The 22,273-nt window shown below is 48.0% G+C and carries 13 protein-coding genes, 7 tRNA genes and 1 riboswitch; of the genes, 19 read left to right on the top strand and 1 reads right to left on the bottom strand.

Annotated features, from left to right (window positions below):
* The first annotated feature begins 93 nt into the window (after nucleotides 1-93).
* The 17 genes from alsS (at nucleotide 94) to rpoC (ending at nucleotide 20,185) form a co-directional block, all read left to right on the top strand.
* Nucleotides 94-1,776 carry an acetolactate synthase AlsS gene (gene alsS, locus FFM79_RS01060; protein WP_137641616.1) on the top strand — a complete coding sequence of 561 codons (1,683 nt, stop codon included), beginning with the start codon at nucleotides 94-96 and terminating at the stop codon, nucleotides 1,774-1,776.
* A gap of 48 nt (nucleotides 1,777-1,824) precedes the next feature.
* Nucleotides 1,825-2,006, top strand: a riboswitch (Lysine riboswitch).
* 134 nt (nucleotides 2,007-2,140) lie between these two features.
* On the top strand, nucleotides 2,141-3,589 hold the full coding sequence (locus FFM79_RS01055) for an amino acid permease (protein ID WP_137641615.1): 1,449 nt from the start codon (nucleotides 2,141-2,143) through the stop codon (nucleotides 3,587-3,589).
* Nucleotides 3,590-3,963: 374 nt separating this feature from the next.
* Nucleotides 3,964-4,728, top strand: coding sequence for a M15 family metallopeptidase (locus FFM79_RS01050; RefSeq protein WP_137641614.1), 765 nt, complete (start codon nucleotides 3,964-3,966; stop codon nucleotides 4,726-4,728).
* Between the two features lie 138 nt (nucleotides 4,729-4,866).
* Nucleotides 4,867-5,502 carry a deoxynucleoside kinase gene (locus tag FFM79_RS01045; protein ID WP_137641613.1) on the top strand — a complete coding sequence of 212 codons (636 nt, stop codon included), beginning with the start codon at nucleotides 4,867-4,869 and terminating at the stop codon, nucleotides 5,500-5,502.
* Nucleotides 5,503-5,762: 260 nt separating this feature from the next.
* Nucleotides 5,763-7,040, top strand: a complete 1,278-nt coding sequence (serS, locus tag FFM79_RS01040) for a serine--tRNA ligase (protein WP_137641612.1) — start codon at nucleotides 5,763-5,765, stop codon at nucleotides 7,038-7,040.
* A gap of 488 nt (nucleotides 7,041-7,528) precedes the next feature.
* A tRNA-Leu gene (locus tag FFM79_RS01035) sits at nucleotides 7,529-7,610 on the top strand.
* Between the two features lie 3 nt (nucleotides 7,611-7,613).
* A tRNA-Thr gene (locus tag FFM79_RS01030) sits at nucleotides 7,614-7,686 on the top strand.
* Nucleotides 7,687-7,708: 22 nt separating this feature from the next.
* A tRNA-Gly gene (locus FFM79_RS01025) sits at nucleotides 7,709-7,780 on the top strand.
* A gap of 8 nt (nucleotides 7,781-7,788) precedes the next feature.
* Nucleotides 7,789-7,874: transfer RNA gene (locus FFM79_RS01020), tRNA-Leu, on the top strand.
* A gap of 9 nt (nucleotides 7,875-7,883) precedes the next feature.
* Nucleotides 7,884-7,957: transfer RNA gene (locus tag FFM79_RS01015), tRNA-Arg, on the top strand.
* A 7-nt stretch (nucleotides 7,958-7,964) separates the two neighbouring features.
* Nucleotides 7,965-8,038: transfer RNA gene (locus FFM79_RS01010), tRNA-Pro, on the top strand.
* A gap of 57 nt (nucleotides 8,039-8,095) precedes the next feature.
* Nucleotides 8,096-8,169: transfer RNA gene (locus FFM79_RS01005), tRNA-Pro, on the top strand.
* 466 nt (nucleotides 8,170-8,635) lie between these two features.
* On the top strand, nucleotides 8,636-9,103 hold the full coding sequence (locus FFM79_RS01000) for a CtsR family transcriptional regulator (RefSeq protein WP_137641611.1): 468 nt from the start codon (nucleotides 8,636-8,638) through the stop codon (nucleotides 9,101-9,103).
* 18 nt (nucleotides 9,104-9,121) lie between these two features.
* A complete protein-coding gene (locus tag FFM79_RS00995) occupies nucleotides 9,122-11,626 on the top strand; it encodes an ATP-dependent Clp protease ATP-binding subunit (RefSeq protein ID WP_137641610.1) in 2,505 nt (834 codons plus the stop codon).
* A 448-nt stretch (nucleotides 11,627-12,074) separates the two neighbouring features.
* Nucleotides 12,075-12,668 (top strand): TetR/AcrR family transcriptional regulator, encoded by a 594-nt coding sequence (locus tag FFM79_RS00990; RefSeq protein ID WP_137641609.1) that lies wholly within the window; start codon nucleotides 12,075-12,077, stop codon nucleotides 12,666-12,668.
* Between the two features lie 243 nt (nucleotides 12,669-12,911).
* On the top strand, nucleotides 12,912-16,526 hold the full coding sequence (gene rpoB / locus FFM79_RS00985; RefSeq protein ID WP_170177340.1) for a DNA-directed RNA polymerase subunit beta: 3,615 nt from the start codon (nucleotides 12,912-12,914) through the stop codon (nucleotides 16,524-16,526).
* 17 nt (nucleotides 16,527-16,543) lie between these two features.
* Nucleotides 16,544-20,185 (top strand): DNA-directed RNA polymerase subunit beta', encoded by a 3,642-nt coding sequence (gene rpoC, locus FFM79_RS00980; protein ID WP_137641607.1) that lies wholly within the window; start codon nucleotides 16,544-16,546, stop codon nucleotides 20,183-20,185.
* A 174-nt stretch (nucleotides 20,186-20,359) separates the two neighbouring features.
* On the opposite strand, the gene FFM79_RS00975 is transcribed toward rpoC, so the two are convergent.
* Entirely contained in the window at nucleotides 20,360-21,040 is a 681-nt protein-coding gene (locus FFM79_RS00975) for a prepilin peptidase (protein ID WP_137641606.1), read from the bottom strand.
* Between the two features lie 283 nt (nucleotides 21,041-21,323).
* Here FFM79_RS00975 and rpsL point away from each other — a divergent pair, with 283 nt between their 5' ends.
* Both rpsL and rpsG read left to right on the top strand, forming a co-directional pair.
* Nucleotides 21,324-21,737 (top strand): 30S ribosomal protein S12, encoded by a 414-nt coding sequence (gene rpsL, locus FFM79_RS00970; RefSeq protein WP_137641605.1) that lies wholly within the window; start codon nucleotides 21,324-21,326, stop codon nucleotides 21,735-21,737.
* A 13-nt stretch (nucleotides 21,738-21,750) separates the two neighbouring features.
* Nucleotides 21,751-22,221, top strand: a complete 471-nt coding sequence (gene rpsG, locus FFM79_RS00965; protein ID WP_125070828.1) for a 30S ribosomal protein S7 — start codon at nucleotides 21,751-21,753, stop codon at nucleotides 22,219-22,221.
* Nucleotides 22,222-22,273 lie beyond the last annotated feature (52 nt).

The following is a 22,273-nucleotide window of genomic DNA, read 5'->3' as shown; positions in this document are numbered from 1 at the left end:
AAACTTTTTTCACAAGGCTTAAAATGCCTATGATTACGGGCTTAAGTGTGGTATTCTAACATTGATTTTTCACAAAGGTAGGGAGCTTAAAAAATGGCAGATAATAAATATTACGGGGCCGACGCGATCGTCGATAGTCTCGTGAACCACGATGTAAAATACGTCTTTGGGATTCCGGGGGCCAAAATTGACCGGGTGTTCGAACGCTTGGAACATCCCGTTAACCCGAAGTCACCGAAATTAATTGTCACCCGCCACGAACAAAACGCGGCGTTCATTGCGGCTGGAATTGGTCGGATTACCGGTAAGCCCGGCGTTGTGCTGACGACTTCCGGTCCCGGGGCCAGCAACTTAGCCACTGGCTTGGTTACGGCCACCGCTGAAGGGGACCCGGTCTTAGCAATTTCTGGTCAAGTGCAACGGGCCGACTTGCTCCGACTAACCCATCAAAGTATGAATAATGCGGCGCTGTTCAAGCCAATTACGAAGTATAGTGCCGAAGTTCAGGAACCGGAAAACGTTTCGGAAGTGCTCGCCAACGCGTACCAGGAAGCTACCGCTGCTAAGCAGGGGGCTAGCTTTGTCAGCATCCCCCAGGACGTTACCGACTCGGTTGTGCGGACGCCCGTGATTCCACCAATCCAAGCCCCTAAATTGGGACCGGCTAGTCCGGTGGAAGCCACTTTATTAGCACAAAAGATCAAGGCCGCGAAGTTACCAGTCCTGCTCGTTGGGATGCGGGCTTCCTCACCAGAAGTGACGAAGGCGATTCGGAACTTAGTGACCGCCGCGAACTTACCAGTGGTTGAAACTTTCCAAGCGGCCGGAGTGATTTCTCGCGACTTGGAAGCCCACCACTTCTTTGGCCGGGTGGGCTTATTCCGCAACCAACCAGGGGACATGTTATTGAAGAAGTCCGACTTAGTCATCGCGGTTGGCTATGATCCAATTGAATACGAACCACGGAACTGGAACGCCGAAGGAAAGGCCCGGATCGTCGTTGTTGACGACATGCGCGCCGAACTCGACCATAACTTCCAACCAGAAACTGAATTAGTTGGTGACATCGCCCAAACGTTAGACTTCTTGTTACCTTACATGAAGGGGTACGAATTGAGTGAAGCCTCCAAGGATTACTTGAACGGCTTACAAGAACGCCTTCAAACGCGGGACTTTGTGCCAAATATCGATCCAAAGTCGACCTTAAACCACCCGTTATCCGTTATCGCCGCCCTCCAAAAGCGGGTTACGGATGACATGACGGTCACGGTGGACGTTGGGAGTCACTACATTTGGATGGCCCGGCATTTCCGGAGTTACGAACCGCGCCACTTGCTCTTCAGTAACGGGATGCAAACGTTGGGGGTTGCCTTACCATGGGCGATTGCGGCGGCCTTAGTGCGGCCTAACACCCAGATTGTTTCCGTTTCGGGTGATGGTGGCTTCCTGTTCTCCAGTCAGGAATTGGAGACCGCGGTTCGCTTGAATTTAAACATCGTGCACTTGATTTGGAATGACGGTGCTTATGACATGGTTAAGTTCCAAGAAGAAATGAAGTACGGTGAAAACGCGGCCGTTAAGTTTGGTCCGGTTGATTTTGTGAAGTACGCCGAGAGTTATGGTGCAACTGGGCTGCGGGTTGAAGACCCAACGCAATTAGACGCGGTCTTAGACCAAGCCTTTAAGACCCAGGGGCCGGTTGTAATTGACGTGCCGATTGATTATGCGGATAACAAGGCCTTAGGTAAGACCATGTTACCGGATCAATTCTATTAAAATTGATCGTTGTCAAACGAGATATGATTTTGTATAATGGTTGAGTATATCGAAAGAAGAGGATGCGATCAACATCAGTATCCAGGCCAAAGCAGGTTAGTGCTAACGCGGTCTGGGGAACGGGGCGATCGCCGAAATCGGCGGGTGACTGACCCGCGCGCCGGTTGGGCCTTGGTTGAATAAATCAAGGACTGTCGCGGTAAGAATTACCGCGGGGCGCTATCGACGATGAAATCAGCTAAAGTATACCATCTGATGAAAGTCTTTTTGCGCAGTTTGCAAAGGGGCTTTTTATTTTGGTTGGGCTTACCTGAATCGGTGTGAACACTTTTAGATATAAATCGATTTTTTGGAGGTTCTGCAAGTGGCAGAAGAACAACATCAAGAAGTGCACCGGTCGCTGAAGACCCGGCACTTATCCATGATTGCACTGGGTGGTAGTATTGGGACCGGCTTATTCGTAGCGTCGGGTTCCGCAATTTCAACGGCCGGACCGGGGGGCGCGTTACTCGCCTACGTTGGCATTGGAATCATGGTCTACTTTTTAATGACCAGTCTGGGTGAAATGGCAACGTACTTACCCGTTTCGGGTTCGTTTTCGACCTACGCAACTAAGTTTGTTGACCCGGCCCTCGGGTTTGCGATGGGCTGGAATTATTGGTTTAACTGGGCGATTACCTTAGCGGTCGATATTAGTACCGCGGCGATCGTCATGCAATTCTGGTTGCCAGACATTCCCGGCTGGGTCTTTAGTTTGATTGCGCTCGTTCTGATCTTCATGATCAACGCGCTATCAGTTCGTTCGTTTGGTGAGACGGAATACTGGTTATCGCTGATTAAAGTGGTGACCGTATTAATCTTCCTCGTGGTCGGGGTTTTAACCATTTTTGGCATTATGGGTGGTCACGCGACCGGCCTTGAAAACTTCAGCTACAAGAAGGCACCGTTCGTTGGGGGGATCCCGACGATCCTCAGCGTATTCGTTGTGGCCGGCTTCTCGTTTCAAGGGACCGAATTAATTGGGATTACGGCTGGGGAATCAGCGACACCGGAAAAAAGTATTCCGGCGGCCATTAAACAGGTTTTCTGGCGCATCATTCTCTTTTACGTGCTTGCCATTTTCGTGATTGCGGCGATTATCCCCTATACGTCAAAGGACCTTTTGGGGTCGTCCGCAACTGATATTGCAATTAGTCCGTTCACGTTGGTCTTTAAACGCGCCGGCTTAGCCGCCGCCGCTAGCGTGATGAACGCGGTCATCTTGACGTCCGTGTTGTCCGCGGCTAACTCGGGGATGTACGCCTCGACGCGGATGCTATACTCACTTTCCTTGCAAGGTTACGCACCAAAGACCTTTGGCCGCGTTAACCGCCGCGGAATTCCGATTATGGCGTTGTTAGGAACGACGGTGATTGGGTTACTGACGTTCCTCTCGAGCATGTTTGGTGAACGGATCTACATTTTCTTGGTTTCTGCGAGTGGGTTGACCGGGTTTATTGCTTGGTTAGGGATTGCCATTTCGCACTTGCGTTTCCGGCGGGCGTTCGTCAAGCAGGGTCACCAACTTAGTGAGTTGCGCTACCATGCGAAGTGGTTCCCGTTTGGCCCGTTGTTTGCGTTTCTACTATGTTTAATCGTGATTGTGGGTCAGGATATTCATTCGTTTGCTACGCTGGATTGGCAGGCGATTGGGGTTACTTACATGAGTATTCCGCTGTTTATTGTACTGTACGTTTATTATAAAATTCGTTATCGGACAAAGATGATTCCGCTGGATCAGGTTGATTTGAGCCAGAGTAGGCATGATGATTAGAGTGCGGAAGACCAACGGGTTGACGCTGAGCACTGCCTAGATAACGGCCTGACGCGCACTTTGCGTTGGGCCGTTATCGTAGCAGGCGCAGGCGTCAGTTGGTCTGGAGCACGTTTCGGCCATCTAGCACAGCACCACAGGACCACATTGGCGGCATCTCAGCACCAATTGATACAGAGTTTTAAAATAAGGCCGTGACCGTTGTCGCGGCCTTATTTGGGTCGTCGCATAATTAATAGCCGAAACGTGCGCCAGCTAACCAACTTTTGGTCCGCGCTCTTGTAAAAGTTAAGATATTTTCAAAAGCATGTGGCGCGGGAAGTATTCGAAGTGTTACGGTGGTACTTTAAAGGGTGAAAGGGCAGTGAGTGTGAATGGTATTACGTAAACGTAGTCTTTATCTAGGAGTACTAGTTAGTCTGAGCTTATTGGTTGCGGGGTGTAGCGGTCAACAAGCGACGGCGAAAACGGCCACTGCACGGCAAAGTAGCGTTGCTAAAAAGACGACCAACCGCCAGCGGCTAATTCGCCAGTTACCTAAGGGGGTTAAGTCGACCGATGCCGACTTGATCGTCGTTAATAAGTGGCACCGGCACGGAGAATTGTCCTTTAAGAAGGTTCAGGTTGACGGAATTACCGTCCGCCAGTCGATTCAAAAACCATTAACCGCATTCATTAACGGGGCCGAAAAGGCCGGCTATCAGACGAGCGCGGTTTCGGGTTACCGGTCGGTCGCGGATCAGAAGCGGGTTTGGAACCAGTCGATTGCAACCTATAAAGAACAAGGTAAGTCGGCTAAACAAGCGTTGAAGTTAACGCGGGAGTACGTGGCCGTCCCGGGCGGCAGTGAACACCAAACCGGTTTAGCTGCGGATATTATTAATACCAAGTGGTTTACAAGTCATGGTAACCAATTGTTGTCCGCGTCTGATCAATCTAAGGGTCAGCGGTGGCTAATCAACCACGCCGCTCAATATGGCTTTGTCCTGCGCTTCCCGAAAAACGGGGTGCGGTCAACCGGAATTGATTACGAATCGTGGCACTTCCGTTACGTTGGTCGGGCGAGTGCCGAATTTATGACTAAGCACCACTTAACCTTGGAACAGTACGTTAGCTTGTTAAAGGCCCGCGAATCCTGAGTGTGAATATTAAGAAATTAATGAAAAGATGCTAATAGCAGCGAAATAAGTTACCCCAGATATTGCATTTTAGGCGGCGGGTGCGTACAATATGTAGTGTTGCTTTTAACGATGTACGTAATAAAGGAGAGACGCCCCATGCTTGTAATGTCAGGAACGATCGGTGCCGGCAAGACGAGTTTAACGCAGTTAGTTGCCAAGCACTTTGGCTCCCAAGCGTTTTACGAATCAGTGGATGATAATCCCATTTTGCCATTATTTTATAAGGACCCTAAAAAATACGCATTTTTATTACAAATCTACTTCTTAAATAAGCGGTTAGACAGTATTAAATCTGCATTTGCTAACGACTTGGACGTATTGGACCGGTCAATTTTTGAAGATTCATTACTATTCCATTTGAACAGTGACCTCGGTCGGGCAACGAGTACCGAAGTTGATATTTACGATTCCTTATTAGATAACATGATGCAGGAATTACCAGAAGCGCCCCATCAGAAGAGTCCTGACCTATTGATCCACATCAACATTTCCTTTGACACGATGTTGGAACGAATCAAGAAACGGGGCCGCTCATACGAACAAATTGATCAGGATCCGGATCTTTATCAATACTACCAAACGCTAAACGAACGCTACAATCAATGGTATGCGAACTACGATCATAGTCCTAAGATGCAGATTGATGGTGATCAACTCGACTTTGTGGCTGATCCAGCGGCTCGCAAGGAAGTTATTCGCTTGATTGACGAAAAGGTTGCGAGTTTACGGTAGTTGCCTTATAGTAGACAGTGAATATTAAACACGGCGCGTTTCAAGTAGACGTTCAGAGAACTGGTGGGTGGTGTGAACCAGTCGTCGAAACTCCGACGCGACAATGTGGGCAGGTAATACTGCACGGCTGAGCCGTTATCCGTTTTAAGGGTGGGGTCATTTGATCCTGAACTTGGGTGGTACCGCGAATGGCAGTCTCTTCGTCCCAATTGGGAGGAGAGACTGTTTTTATTTTGACTAAAAACAAAGGACGTGCTGAAATGTTAGATCTTAAAATGATTCGTCAAAAGCCAGACTACGTTAAAGAACAACTAGGCCATCGGGGCGTTGAGGCGCAAGCCATCGATGAACTGCTAGCTGCTGATCAAAAGCGGCGGGACCTCATTGCGGAAAGCGAACAATTAAAGTCCCTGCGGAATAAGGTTTCGGGCGAAATTTCAACCAAGAAGCGCAATAAGGAAGACGCTAGTGGCGAAATTGCTGAGATGCAAAAAGTTAGTGGTGAAATTAAGGCCTTGGATGAAAAGCGGCGTAACGTTGAAGCCGACGTGCATGACAAGGCGGCGCATTTACCAAATATTCCGCACCCAGACGTACCAGTTAGTTTAAAGGAAGAAGACGCGGTTGAGCTTCGCCGGATCGGTAAGCCCCGTCAATTTGATTTTGAACCAAAGGCCCACTGGGAACTTGGCGAAGACCTCGGTATCTTAGACTTTGAACGGGGGGCTAAGGTTTCAGGGAGCCGGTTCCTGTATTACATCGGCGACGGTGCAAAGTTGGAACGGGCCGTATACAACTTCTTCTTGGACCAACACGAAGCGGAAGGTTACACGGAAGTCTTACCACCATACATGGTGACGGATGAATCAATGTACGGAACCGGACAGTTTCCTAAGTTCAAAGAAGACGCGTTCCGGATTACGACCCAGGACTTATCATTAATCCCAACGGCGGAAGTCCCATTGGTCAACTATTACCGCGATGAAGTCATTCCGGCTGAAAAGTTACCGGTTTACTTTACTGCGTTGAGTCCAGCGTTCCGGGAAGAAGCCGGGAGTGCCGGTCGCGATACCAAGGGCTTGATCCGGTTGCACCAATTCAATAAGGTTGAAATGGTCAAGTTCACTAAACCGGAAGATTCATGGGATGAATTGGAAAAGTTGACGAATAACGCTGAATCACTATTGAAGAAGTTGGGGTTGCCATACCACGTCATTACGTTAACTACGGGTGACATGAGCTTTACGGCGGCGATGACCCATGATTTGGAAGTTTGGTTCCCAGAACAAAACAAATACCGGGAAATCTCAAGCTGTTCAAATTGCACGGACTTCCAAGCACGGCGGGCTCATATTCAATACCGCGACGAAAACGGGAAGTTACAATTTGTCCACACCTTAAACGGGAGTGGCTTGGCCGTTGGACGGACGGTCGCTGCAATTATGGAAAACTATCAAAACGAAGACGGAACGATTACGATTCCAGACGTTTTAGTTCCATACATGCACGGCAAGACTAAGATTGAAAAGCAACGTTAATCATTGCGCTATTTAGACGGACCAGTTGGACTGATAATTCAGTCGGGCTGGTCCGTTTTGTATAATTAGTTGGTGAAAGGAATTGAAAAGGGTGGGATGGTAAGCGGGGAAAAACCGCAAAAGCGTTGGAAAAGCATCTCTCAAATTAGAAAAAATTCGAGAAACCGCACCCGGAATAATAAATGGTCAGATGCCGCAGAGTGGTGTTAGAATAGCGTTTATGGTGGGTCGAAATTGGAAACGGGCAGATAAATCACAAAAAAAGTGATTTTTTTTGTAAATAAGGTTTGCTATTTAGCGGCTACGTGCTATAATATTTCTTGTCGGAAAAATAGATGCGTTTTATTCAAAGCGCGGTATATTTATCCAAAACAATTAAAAAAACTTGTTGACAACATCTTAACGAAATGATAAAGTTAAATAGTTGTCAAAAGGCATCCGAGTAAGACCTGTTAGAACGACAACAAGGCATGGTTAATAATAATCATGCGGGTGTGGCGGAACTGGCAGACGCGCTAGATTTAGGTTCTAGTGTCTTACGACGTGGGGGTTCGAGTCCCTTCACCCGCACATGCCGACTTAGCTCAGTTGGCAGAGCATCTCACTAGTAATGAGGAGGTCGGAGGTTCGAATCCTCTAGTCGGCATTTACAATTGAATATTTAATATGCGGAAGTAGTTCAGTGGTAGAACATCACCTTGCCATGGTGGGGGTCGCGGGTTCGAATCCCGTCTTCCGCTTTTAATTTGCCGGGGTGGCGGAATTGGCAGACGCACAGGACTTAAAATCCTGCGGTTAGTGATAACCGTACCGGTTCGATCCCGGTCCTCGGCATATTAATTTGCACCCATAGCGCAATTGGATAGAGTGTCTGACTACGAATCAGAAGGTTGTAGGTTCGACTCCTACTGGGTGCATTAGTATCGGGAAATAGCTCAGCTTGGTAGAGCACCTGGTTTGGGACCAGGGGGTCGCAGGTTCGAATCCTGTTTTCCCGATCATATTTTAAACAGTCTTAGTTGTTGCAACTAGGGCTGTTTGTTTAAATTTTTTATCGGGAAGTAGCTCAGCTTGGTAGAGCACTACGTTCGGGACGTAGGGGTCGCAGGTTCAAATCCTGTTTTCCCGATTACGACTAAACCATCAAATCCAGTCTTCGGACTGGATTTTTTTGTCCCTTTTCTACTAAATAATTAGGATTGCGGTTGCCAGGCCCGGGCCCTTGGCACGCTCCTGCCAGATAGCCGAAACGTGTTCCAGACCAACTGACGCCTGCGCCTGCTACGATAACGGCCCAACGCAAAGAACGTGTCAGACCATTATCTAGGCAGTGCTCAGCGTCAACCCGTTGGTCTTCCACACTCTACCATGCATTTATTAACGTTCTGCCGCCAAACGTAGTATCATTAAGATAAGACCCAGTGACGATTGGTGGCCACCCGCGAATTCTTTTGGGTGGGCGCCAATTCACCGGGAAGTATGAGCTTACAGAGCGGGCGCTACGGCGGCCGGTGGGTGAAATTCTTTGCTTTTTTCCATTATCCTCGTATAATAATAGTCAATATTAGTCAAAGATGATGAAAAGGGTGAAACCCATGCAAAGTCAAAATATCTCAGATATTATTGAAAAGTATTTAAAAAGTATTTTGGCGGACGCAGAGCATGTTGAAATTCGACGTTCGGAAATCGCCGACCTATTCAACGTGGTACCTTCACAGATTAACTACGTCATCAAGACGCGTTTCACCATTCAAAATGGTTACTTAGTAGAAAGCAAACGCGGTGGTGGTGGCTACATTCGAATTGAAAAGGTTAATCTGGTTGATGATGCCGATGTTTTAGACACCCTCATTCAAGTAATCGGTGATTCGATTACTCAACGGGATGCTTATGCGGTCGTTCAAAGCTTGTACGAAGACGATGTTTTAAATCGTAGGGAAGCGCAATTGATTTTAGTTGCGATTGATCGAAGTACCCTTGACGTTGCTGATCGGTCACTGGAAAACAGTCTCCGGGCGCGCATCATTATTGGGATCTTAAATCACTTACGATATGAGAGCTAAAGAAAGCGAGGATTCGCAATGGATAACCTATTTACCCCAAGTGCCAAAAGTGTGCTAGTCCTAGCACAGGAACAGGCGAAGTATTTTAAACACCAAGCAGTCGGCACGGAACACCTGCTGTTAGCATTGGCCATTGAAAAAAATGGGATTGCTAATAAAGTTCTACAGCAATATGCGGTCAGCGAAGACGATATTCGCGAAGAAATTGAACGGTTTACGGGCTACGGCACCTTGAATAACGTGGATAAGGATACTTATCTGCCGTATTCCCCGAAGGCTAAGGAAATTTTATCCGTTGCTGGGGACGAAGCGAAGCGGTTAGGTGCTAACAAGATTGGGACGGAGCACCTCTTATTAGCGATGCTCTCGGACGAAAGTATCCTCTCCTCGCGAATTTTAATGAATTTAAACCTTGACCTGGGTCAAACCCGTAAAGTTGTTTTGCGGAAGCTCGGTGTCAGTGACGCCATGGGTAAGCGCAAGAGTGGTGGCGCCGTTCGTGGCGGTGGTAAGAAGACCGAAGGGACGCCAACTTTAGATTCGCTGGCACGGGACTTAACGCAGCTAGCGAGCGAAAAGGAAATGGACCCCGTCGTTGGTCGGGCCAAGGAAGTTAAACGGGTCATTCAGATTTTATCCCGGCGGACGAAGAACAACCCAGTTCTGATTGGAGAACCCGGGGTTGGGAAAACCGCGATTGCTGAAGGCTTAGCACAAAAAATTGTTGCGGGTGACGTTCCAAGTGACATGGCGGATAAACGCTTAATGATGCTCGATATGGGCTCACTGGTGGCTGGAACAAAGTACCGTGGTGAATTTGAAGATCGGTTGAAGAAGGTCATTGATGAAATCTATAATGACGGTCACGTCATCTTGTTCATTGATGAATTGCACACCTTAATTGGTGCCGGTGGTGCTGAAGGGGCGATTGATGCTTCCAACATCTTGAAACCGGCGTTAGCTCGTGGTGAGCTTCAAACCATTGGGGCGACGACTTTAAATGAGTATCAAAAGTACATTGAATCGGATGCCGCCTTAGAACGGCGCTTTGCAACCGTTATGGTTGACGAACCGTCGCCAGATGAAGCGGTTGAAATCTTACGTGGTTTACGGCCGCGGTATGAAGACCACCATCACGTTAACATTAGTGACGAGGCGGTCACCCAGGCGGTTAAGTTATCCAGTCGTTACATTAGCGACCGTTTCTTGCCAGATAAGGCGATTGACTTAATGGATGAAGCGGCGGCCAAGGTCCGGATTGACCAAATGGATCAACCAACCAAGGCGTCGAAGAGCCATGATAAGTTGGTTAAACTACGAGACGAAAAGGAAGCAGCCATCGAAGCCCAAGACTTTGAAAAGGCAGCTGATATTCGCAAGCAAGAAATGCAGTTGAAGCAGCGCATTGACAAGCAGGAAGCTAGTCAGGCGGCTAAGGCTGAAACGGGCGACACGCCACGCTATACACTAGAAGTGACGGGTGAAGACATTGCGCAGGTCGTTGCTGAATGGACCGGTGTTCCGTTGACGCAACTCCAGAAGTCTGAAAGCGAACGCTTAGTTAACTTGGAAAAGGTCCTTCACCAACGGGTCGTTGGTCAACCCGAAGCAGTTTCGGCCGTTTCACGGGCAATTCGCCGGGCGCGGAGTGGCTTAAAGGATCCGAACCGGCCAATTGGGTCATTCATGTTCCTCGGACCAACCGGGGTTGGGAAGACCGAGTTAGCCAAGGCTCTAGCAGCTGCCATGTTTGGCTCGGAAGACAACATGATTCGGATTGATATGTCTGAATACATGGAACGTTACTCAACCAGCCGTTTGATTGGGTCGGCACCCGGCTACGTCGGTTACGACGAAGGGGGCCAATTAACGGAGAAGGTTCGGCAGAAGCCGTACTCAGTTGTCCTCTTTGACGAAGTTGAAAAGGCCCATCCGGACGTGTTCAACTTATTGTTGCAAGTTCTCGATGATGGTTACTTAACTGACTCGAAGGGTCGCAAAGTTGATTTCCGGAATACGATTCTCATTATGACGTCGAACCTAGGGGCGACGACTTTACGGGATGAAAAGTCGGTCGGCTTTGGTGCTACTAACCATGCGGATGACTACAACGCCGTTGCGGCAACCATTCGGGCAACTCTGAAGCAAACCTTCCGGCCAGAATTCCTCAACCGGATTGACGAAACGATTGTGTTCCATTCCTTAAATAAGGAAGAGTTACACGAAATTGTTAAGTTGATGGCGAAGGACATCGTCACCCGGGTTGAACAACAGGGAATTCACATCAAGATTACACCGGCAGCGATTGACGTTGTTGCTAAAGCTGGTTTTGATCCAGAATACGGTGCGCGGCCAATCCGGCGTGCGCTTCAAACCGAAATTGAAGACCGCCTAAGTGAAGAACTCTTAATGGGTGACGTCGAAAATGGTGATCAAGTCACCATCGGCGCAAGCAAGGGTAAGATTACGATTAACGTTAAACAACCAAAATCAGAACAATCGAAGGTCGGCTCAAAGGGCTAACCGGGATTAACTGAATGAAAATAGCTAGTAGACGGTCGCGTTTACTAGCTATTTTTCTACGTCTTGTCAATAAGAATGTTGTTAAATCAATGTTTTATGATAAGAAGTTTAGGGCCTATGTTCCGGAACGATGCTTTTTGTTCCGGAACATAGGCCCTATTGCTATTATTTTAGTGATTTAGAGCCAGTTAAATAAGCCTTGGAGGTATCAAAATTTTTTCAAGGCTGGTATGATAAACTATAACGAATATTACTTCGATTGAGGGCTCAGCTCATAGGAGTAAGGTTGATTCGTTTTTATCAGGTATAGGATTGTTTTAATCAGGCGATCCATTTGACGGACGATGAGCTTCTTCTTTGAAGAAGAAGCTTCTCGTCTTTTTTTGTATCGGGGCGCGAAGTAGTGTAGATTATAATAGAAGATGAACGATAGAAAGAAGATGATCACATGGTTTCGCGTGCAGAACAGCTTGCTAAAACCCACCAGGCCATTTTAGATACGGCCCGCGATTTATTTTTAACGAAGGGTTACGCAGCGACAAGCACCCGTGACATTGCGAATGCGATCGGGATTACTCAGCCGGCGCTTTACCACCACTTTAAAGATAAGGCCGTTATCTTTGTGGCGGTGATTCAAACCGTGGGAGCCGAAATTAAGGATGGGATGAACGCCATTTTAGCGGATTCAAGTCAATCGCCATTAGAACAGCTTACGTCGATTTCAATTTTACTGACCCACAAGCATCCAGCCGACGTTTTTACGCTGATTCATACCAGTTTTAAGGCCCTTTCACCAGAATACATCCGTGAGTTGGCCGGCGTCTTCGCGGCGGATTACGTGGCGCCGTTGCAGGCGGTCTTTGAACAACCGGCCATGCAGTTACAGCCGGGCGTGACACCGCAAATGGCGGCTAACTTCTACCTAACCAGTTTGAGCCCGCTCTTCAACCGGTTCCATCAAATTGGTGATCCGCATGCGGACGAACGGACCCGCGTTCAGACCCTTTTGAAGATGATCCTTTACGGGGTCGCAACTAAGTAAATTTCCGAGTCACTATCTTGACAAGTTGTGGTCAACGCAGTATAGTATAATTTGTCTGTAACCGTGAACTCGAACAACGGCGCAATCTATTGTCTGCGCGGTTCGTAAATAATGATCCAAAAATAGTCAACTTAACCGGCTATTTTTGGTTTTTTTATGCCTAAAATTCGGTCAAAAGTGCATTTGTAACACAAATGTAATATTTGATTGGGTGGCGGCCGGGTTCCGGAATAATAAGAAGGGGTGAACAACTTGGCCGGACATTTAGTAAAATACGGTAAACACCGTACCCGTAGAAGTTATGCACGTATCAAGGAAGTTCTTGATTTGCCTAACTTGATCGAAATCCAGACCGATTCTTACCAATGGTTCTTGGATGAAGGTCTCCGGGAAATGTTTGAAGATATTATGCCAATCGACGATTTCGCAGGGAAGCTTTCACTTGAATTTGTCGACTATCAGTTATTAGAACCAAAGTACACCGTCGAAGAAGCTCGTGAACATGATGCCAACTATTCGGCACCGTTGCATGTAACCTTACGATTGACTAACCATGAAACTGGTGAAATCAAGTCGCAGGACGTCTTCTTTGGTGATTTCCCATTAATGACCGAACAAGGAACGTTCATTATTAATGGTGCCGAACGGGTCATTGTTTCACAATTGGTTCGTTCACCCGGCGTTTACTTTAATGAAGAATTAGATAAAAATGGTCGCCCAAGCTACGGCACGACCGTTATCCCGAACCGGGGGGCTTGGCTCGAATTAGAAACTGACGCCAAGAACATTGCCTACGTTCGAATTGACCGGACACGGAAGATTCCGTTGACCGAGTTAGTACGGGCCTTAGGCTTCGGTTCCGATGACGACATCATTGACATGTTAGGTGAAACTGACAGCTTGATGAACACCTTGGAAAAGGACGTCCATAAAAATGATGAAGACTCGCGAGTTGAAGAATCCTTAAAGGATATCTACGAACGACTACGGCCAGGTGAACCTAAGACGGCCGACAGTTCACGGAGTCTGTTAACGGCGCGGTTCTTTGATCCAAAGCGTTACGATTTTGCACCGGTTGGTCGTTACAAGGTCAACAAGAAGCTCAGCATGAAGACCCGTTTAATGGGCTTGACGTTAGCTGAAACCCTTGCTGATCCTGAAACTGGTGAAGTCATTGCGCAAAAGGGTGACGTTATTGATAAGAACGTCATGGCTAAATTAGCACCATACTTGGAAAGCAACGATTTCAAGACGATCACTTATACGCCATCTGACGAAGCGGTTGTCACCAACCCAATGGTTTTACAAGTCGTTAAAGTTTATTCAGAAAATGACCCAGAAAAGGTTGTTAACATTATTGGCAATGGCAACATTGACTTGAAGTTCAAGCACATTTTGCCTGCCGACATCATCGCTTCAATCAACTACTTCTTTAACTTACAAGAAGGCATTGGTTCAACCGACGATATCGACCACTTGGGTAACCGGCGGATTCGTTCCGTAGGTGAATTATTACAAAACCAATTCCGAATTGGTTTATCCCGGATGGAACGGGTTGTTCGTGAACGGATGTCAATTCAAGATGCTGCGACGGTTACGCCGCAACAATTGATCAACATTCGCCCAGTTGTGGCTTCAATTAAGGAATTCTTCGGATCTTCCCAGTTGTCACAATTCATGGACCAAACCAACCCATTGGGTGAATTGACGCATAAACGCCGGCTGTCAGCCTTAGGGCCTGGTGGTTTGACGCGTGACCGGGCCGGTTATGAAGTCCGGGACGTGCACTATACCCACTACGGTCGGATGTGCCCAATTGAAACGCCTGAAGGCCCGAACATCGGGTTGATCAACAGTTTGTCTTCTTACGCGAAGGTTAACCGGTACGGCTTCATTGAAACGCCATACCGCCGGGTTGACTGGACGACGCATAAGGTAACCAACAAGATTGATTACTTAGCGGCCGACGAAGAAGACCAATTCGTGATTGCACAAGCCAACTCGCCATTAAATGACGATGGCTCATTCGTTGAAGACACCGTGTTAGCGCGTGATAAGGAAGAAAACTTGGAAACTTCCATCGAAAACGTTGACTACATGGACGTTTCGCCTAAGCAAGTGGTTGCGGTCGCAACGGCATGTATTCCTTTCTTGGAAAACGATGACTCCAACCGGGCCTTGATGGGTGCCAACATGCAACGGCAAGCGGTTCCGCTGGTTGATCCCCACGCACCATTAATTGGGACTGGGATTGAATACAAAGCGGCCCATGACTCAGGGATTGCCTTGATTTGCCGGCATGACGGAACGGTTGAATACGTTGATGCACGTGAAGTCCGGGTTCGGCGTGACGATGGTTCATTAGACACTTACAAGTTAATGAAGTTCCGCCGGTCAAACGGTGGTAAGAACTACAACCAACGGCCAATCGTTAAAGTCGGCGACCACGTTGACAATGACGAAGTCTTAGCCGATGGTCCAGCCATGGAAGGCGGGGAATTAGCCTTAGGGCAAAACCCATTAGTTGCCTTCATGACTTGGAACGGGTACAACTTCGAAGATGCGATCATTATTAATGAACGCTTAGTCCGCGAAGACGTTTACACGTCAATTCATATTGAAGAATATGAATCAGAAGCGCGTGACACGAAGCTTGGACCTGAAGAAATGACGCGTGAAATTCCTAACGTTGGTGAAGATGCCTTGAAGAACCTCGATGAAGACGGGATTATTCGGATCGGTGCCGAAGTTAAGGACGGTGACATCTTAGTTGGTAAGGTAACGCCTAAGGGGGTTACGGAATTATCAGCCGAAGAACGGTTACTCCACGCTATTTTCGGTGAAAAAGCACGTGAAGTTCGGGATACGTCCCTCCGGGTACCTCATGGTGGCGGCGGAATTATCCAGGACGTGAAGATTTTTACCCGTGAAAACGGGGACGAACTTTCACCTGGTGTTAACATGATGGTTCGGGTCTACATCGCGCAAAAGCGGAAGATCCAAGTTGGTGATAAGATGGCCGGCCGGCATGGGAACAAGGGGACCGTTTCAATCGTGGTTCCTGAAGAAGATATGCCGTACATGCCAGATGGGACGCCAATTGACATCATGCTGAGTCCAATGGGTGTGCCTTCCCGGATGAACATCGGGCAAGTGCTCGAATTGCATTTAGGGATGGCTGCACGTAAGCTCGGTATCCACATGGCAACGCCCGTCTTTGATGGGGCCCGTGACTCGGATATTTGGAAAGCCGTTCGGGAAGCCGGCGTCGACGAAGACGGTAAGTCAATCGTCTACGATGGTCGGACTGGTGAACCATTTGACAAGCGGATCGCCGTTGGGGTCATGCACTATATGAAACTGAGCCACATGGTTGACGATAAGATCCATGCTCGTTCAATTGGACCATACTCCTTAGTTACCCAACAACCACTTGGTGGGAAAGCTCAATTTGGTGGCCAACGGTTTGGTGAAATGGAAGTTTGGGCCCTTGAAGCTTATGGGGCTGCTTACACCTTGCAAGAAATCTTAACTTACAAGTCCGATGACGTTGTCGGCCGGGTTAAGACTTACGAAGCCATTGTTAAGGGCGAACCAATTCCTAAGCCAGGTGTACCGGAATCATTCCGCGTGCTGGTTAAGGAATTACAAGCACTTGGTCTGGACATGAAGGTCTTAGACGGTGACGATAAAGAAATTGAACTTCGTGATATGGACGACGATGACGATGAAGTCGTAAACGTTGATGCATTGAGCAAGTTCCAACAAGAACAAAAACAAAAGGCTGCTGATAAGGCCGCAAAGGCGGACGGTTCAACGACCGAAGCAACAACGAATGCGCATCAGGATAATCAATAAAAAGGGAGGTCGGTCCTTTGATCGATGTCAACAAGTTTGAGAGCATGCAGATCGGTCTGGCATCGCCAGACAAGATCCGCAGCTGGTCATATGGCGAAGTTAAAAAGCCGGAAACCATTAACTACCGGACATTGAAACCTGAAAAAGACGGTTTGTTTGACGAACGGATTTTTGGTCCTACTAAGGATTGGGAATGTGCTTGTGGTAAATACAAACGAATCCGTTATAAGGGGATCGTCTGTGACCGGTGTGGGGTTGAAGTGACTCGGAGTAAAGTTCGTCGTGAACGGATGGGTCATATCGAATTAGCCGCACCAGTAACACACATCTGGTACTTCAAGGGTATCCCAAGTCGGATGGGCTTAGTCTTAGACATGAGCCCCCGTGCTTTGGAAGAAATCATCTACTTTGCTTCATACGTCGTTATCGAACCTGGTAACACACCATTGGAAAAGAAGCAGTTGCTTTCTGAACGGGAATACCGTGAAAAGAAGGCCCAATACGGTAATGAATTCACTGCCGACATTGGTGCCGAAGCCATCAAACGTTTATTAGATGACGTGGATCTTGAAAAAGAAGCCCGCGACTTAAAAGAAGCTTTGAAGGACGCCTCTGGTCAAAAGCGGACCCGGGCCGTTCGGCGGTTAGACATCGTCGAAGCCTTCGTAACGTCGGGTAACCGTCCGGCCTGGATGGTAATGGACGCAATTCCGGTCATTCCACCGGACTTACGGCCAATGGTTCAACTTGAAGGTGGCCGGTTCGCCACTTCCGACTTGAACGACCTTTATCGGCGGGTTATTAACCGGAACAACCGGTTGAAGCGGTTATTAGACTTAAACGCACCGGGCATCATCGTTCAAAACGAAAAGCGGATGTTACAAGAAGCCGTGGACGCCTTGATCGATAATGGTCGGCGGGGTCGGCCAGTTGCCGGTCCTGGTAACCGGCCATTGAAGTCCCTCTCACACATGTTGAAAGGGAAGCAAGGGCGGTTCCGTCAAAACTTACTTGGTAAGCGGGTTGACTACTCTGGCCGTTCCGTTATCGACGTTGGTCCGTTCCTGAAGATGAACCAAATGGGCTTACCACGTCAAATGGCGTTGGAACTCTTCAAACCGTTCATTATGAAGGAATTGGTCAAGCGTGAATTAGCTTCTAACATTAAGAACGCTAAGCGTAAGATTGAACGGGCTGATGATGATGTTTGGGGCGTCTTAGAAGACGTCATTAAAGAACACCCGGTTCTCTTGAACCGCGCCCCTACCTTGCACCGGTTAGGGATTCAAGCGTTTGAACCCGTACTGGTTAGTGGGAAAGCGATGCGGTTGCATCCGTTAGCCTGTGAAGCTTATAACGCCGACTTTGATGGTGACCAAATGGCCATTCACTTGCCACTGTCAGACGAAGCGCAAGCTGAAGCACGCTTACTGATGCTTGCGGCTCACCATATTTTGGCACCGAAGGATGGGAAACCAGTTGTAACGCCTTCACAAGATATGGTTATCGGGAACTACTACTTGACGACTGAAGAAGTCGGCCGTGAAGGCGAAGGGATGATCTTCAAGGATCTGAACGAAGCCCAAAAGGCTTACCAAGCAGGCTACGTGCACATGCACAGTCGGGTTGGGATTCAAGTTTCATCCATGCCTGAAAAGCCGTTTACCGAAGACCAAAAACATGAAATCTTAGTCACGACCGTTGGTAAGGCCATCTTTAACGACATTTTGCCGAAGAAGTTCCCTTACTTGAACGAACCAACTAACGATAACTTGATTGATGGAACTCCGGACAAGTACTTCTTGAAGCCCGGTGAAGATATTCGTCAATTCTTAGACGCGCAGGACTTGATCATGCCATTTAAGAAGGGCTTCTTAGCCGATATCATCGCCGAAGTTTACAAGCAGTACCACGTGACGGCAACGTCACTGTTGCTTGACCGGATGAAGGACTTAGGTTATAACATTTCAACTAAGTCCGGGTTAACCGTCGGGGTTGCCGATATTACTGACTTGAAAGAAAAGCCAGCCATTATTGATGCGGCTCATAAGCAAGTTAACACAATTTCCAAGCAGTTCCGGCGTGGGTTAATTACCGACGACGAACGGTACGAACGGGTCATTGGTGTTTGGAACGACGCCAAGGACCAAATTCAACAAAAACTGATTGATAGTTTCAGTCCAGATAACCCAATCTTCATGATGAGTGATTCTGGTGCGCGTGGTAACATCTCGAACTTTACGCAACTTGCCGGGATGCGTGGTTTAATGGCTGCCCCTAATGGGAAGATCATGGAATTGCCAATCCTTTCAAACTTCCGTGAAGGTCTCTCCGTCTTGGAAATGTTCATCTCGACCCACGGTGCCCGTAAAGGGATGACCGATACGGCCTTGAAGACTGCCAACTCTGGTTACTTGACCCGTCGACTAGTTGACGTGGCCCAAGATGTTATCGTTCGTGAAAAGGACTGTGGAACTGACCGTGGGTTGCGGATTCACGCAATCATGGAAGGTAATGAAGTCATCGAACCGTTGTACGACCGGATTCTTGGCCGTTACACGATGAAGACGGTCTTCAACCCAGAAACGCACGAAGAAATCGTTGGCAACAACGTCTTAATTGATGAAGACTTAGCACAAACAATCGTTGACGCCGGGGTTACCGAAGTTACGATTCGTTCCGCCTTCACTTGCAACACGAAGCACGGGGTTTGTGAACATTGCTACGGCCGGAACATGGCTACTGGTGACGAAGTTGAAGTCGGTGAAGCCGTTGGGACGGTTGCCGCTCAATCAATCGGTGAACCTGGTACGCAGTTAACCATGCGGACTTTCCATACTGGTGGGGTTGCCGGTGACGATATTACCCAAGGGTTACCACGGGTTCAAGAAATCGTTGAATCGCGGAATCCTAAAGGGCGTGCCGAGATTACTGAAGTTACTGGGACGGTTCAATCAATCGAAGAAAATCCAGCGGAACGGACGAAGGAAGTTACGGTTAAGGGTGAAACTGATACCCGGACTTATACTTTACCGTTGACAGCACGGATGGCGGTTAGTGAAGGCGACTTTATTCACCGTGGTGCGGCGCTGAACGTTGGGTCAATCGATCCTAAGCAGCTGATTCAAGTTCGTGACGTCTTATCAACTGAAAACTACTTGCTCCGTGAAGTCCAACGGGTTTACCGGATGCAAGGGGTTGAAATCGGCGATAAGCACGTTGAAATCATGATTCGGCAAATGCTTCGGAAAGTTCGGATCATGGATCCGGGCGATACCGACGTCTTGCCTGGGACGTTAATGGATATTGCGGACTTCAAGGACGAAAACTACAAGACCTTGATTGCCGGTGGTATTCCAGCAACGTCACGGCCAGTTATCCTTGGGATTACTAAGGCAGCCCTTGAAACGAATAGTTTCTTGTCGGCGGCTTCATTCCAGGAAACGACTCGGGTCTTAACTGATGCGGCTATCCGTGGTAAGAACGATCCATTGATCGGTCTGAAGGAAAATGTCATCATTGGTAAGATTATTCCTGCTGGGACTGGTATGCCGGTTTACCGTCATATCAAGCCAAAGGAAGTTGGCAACGTGGCTGATGGAGTTTACTCAATTAGCGACCTTGAAAAACAAATGCAAGAACAGGATACGAGCAAGTAATTGCGCGTGTGCTAAAGAAGCGTCTCCCATTTGGGGGGCGCTTCTTTTATTTTGGTGGTATATGGGAGCTATTGCTGCCCGCAGTGTTTCAGCTACCTAGATACACCCGCTGCTGGTGGCAGGTTCAACACTAAGTGGTACAGAACTTTTTGACGATGCGGCAGTTCATCTTGATTATGGCGCGAGGGTGCAGAGGATGAAGCCCCAAGTGATGAATGGGACGAAGGGGAGTGGTCCGGGAGTTCGGCGGCTGACGATGATGAGGAGGGCTGCCAACGTGGCTAGTAGCAGACTTTCGATGACGACGGCCGGTGGCGCGAGGGTACTGAGCATTAATAAGACGTCGACGTCCCCCAAACCAAAGCGATTGGTAAAAAGGGCACAGAGGCTCAACCCTACCAGTAAGCCGATTAGACTTAGAAACGCCGCGTTAAGGGTAAGTGGGTGCCACAAAAGACCTAGCCCGCCGGGGAGGAGTAGCGTACTCGGGTAAACGTCGAACGTGAGGTAGTCGGTCAGGCTATTAAACAGTAAAACCGCGTACGCCCCTAACATTAAGAGGGGAATTTGGTTGGGTGCGTGCCAGCTAATCATAAGCAGCCAGCCACAGAGGGCTTCAAGTAACGTTGAGTACCAACTGATTGGTTGGTGACAATCATGGCAACGCCACCCTTGAACGGCTGCGCCCACCAGCGGGATTAACTGCCAAGCGCGTAGCTGGTGGTGGCAAACCGGACAAGCTGAACGCGGTTGGCGCCACAGGGACTGGTTGGCCGACAGGCGCTCGGCCATGCAAGTTAACCACGAGCCCCAACAGGCACCAATCCAAAATAGCAGTGTGTGCGTGAGTAACATTGGTGAAAGCCTCCTTGTAAGTAGTGCGGATACTAGTAACTACGTGGGCGCGGTTCAAGTTCATTTTTTTACGGTACTAGTTGACATTTCAGGCTAAGACGTGTTACCTTAATAAAGGTGCTTTTTGCAGACAGATTCCTGTATTCGGGAATACAGACATGCTGACTGGTCGGCTTATCGCACAATCGCCATCGTCCGGTGCTATTTTTTTAACTAAAAAAGAACCACCTGGATGTGTGGACTTAAAAAGACAGACAATATTGGAAGGAGGACACTTTAGAATATGCCTACAATTAACCAATTAATTCGTAAAGGTCGTAAAACTAAAGTATCAAAATCAAATTCCCCAGCTTTAAACTTTGGGTATAACAGTTACAAGAAGGTTGCGACTAAGAATCCAGCGCCACAAAAACGTGGGGTTGCGACTCGTGTTGGTACCATGACTCCTAAGAAGCCTAACTCGGCTTTACGGAAATACGCACGTGTGCGTTTATCTAACTTAATCGAAGTTACTGCTTACATCCCTGGTATTGGCCACAACCTCCAAGAACATAGTGTTGTTTTAATTCGTGGTGGTCGTGTAAAGGACTTACCTGGTGTTCGTTACCACGTTGTCCGTGGTGCTTTGGATACGGCCGGTGTTGAAGACCGTCGTCAAAGCCGTTCGAAGTACGGTACCAAGAAGCCTAAGAAATAAGGAGGTAAGTTAAATGCCAAGAAAAGGTGCACCAGCAAAGCGCGAAGTTTTGCCAGATCCAATGTATAATTCTAAGTTAGTAACGCGTTTAATTAACCACTTAATGTTAGATGGTAAGCGCGGTACCGCATCAACGATTTTATATGATGCGTTTGATCAAATTAAAGAACAAACTGGTAACGATCCTTTGGAAGTCTTCGAAGAAGCAATGAAGAACGTTATGCCAGTTCTTGAAGTTAAGGCCCGCCGTGTTGGTGGTTCTAACTATCAAGTTCCAATCGAAGTTCGCCCAGATCGTAAGACGACCTTAGGCCTTCGTTGGATTACGCAATATGCTCGTTCACGTGGCGAACATACAATGTCCGACCGGTTAGCTCGTGAAATCATGGATGCTGCTAACAATACCGGTGCTTCCGTTAAGAAACGTGAAGACACTCACCGGATGGCAGAAGCCAACCGTGCGTTTGCACATTATCGTTGGTAATATTTCTGTGATTTGGTTAAAGCTCGCCTTTAACTAAAACGCAACAACAAGG

This window comes from Lactiplantibacillus modestisalitolerans (genome assembly GCF_005405425.1).
Classification (GTDB): Bacteria; Bacillota; Bacilli; order Lactobacillales; family Lactobacillaceae; genus Lactiplantibacillus; species Lactiplantibacillus modestisalitolerans.
The sequence above is the reverse complement of the archived record's forward strand: the minus strand, read 5'-3'. Positions and strand labels throughout refer to the sequence as shown.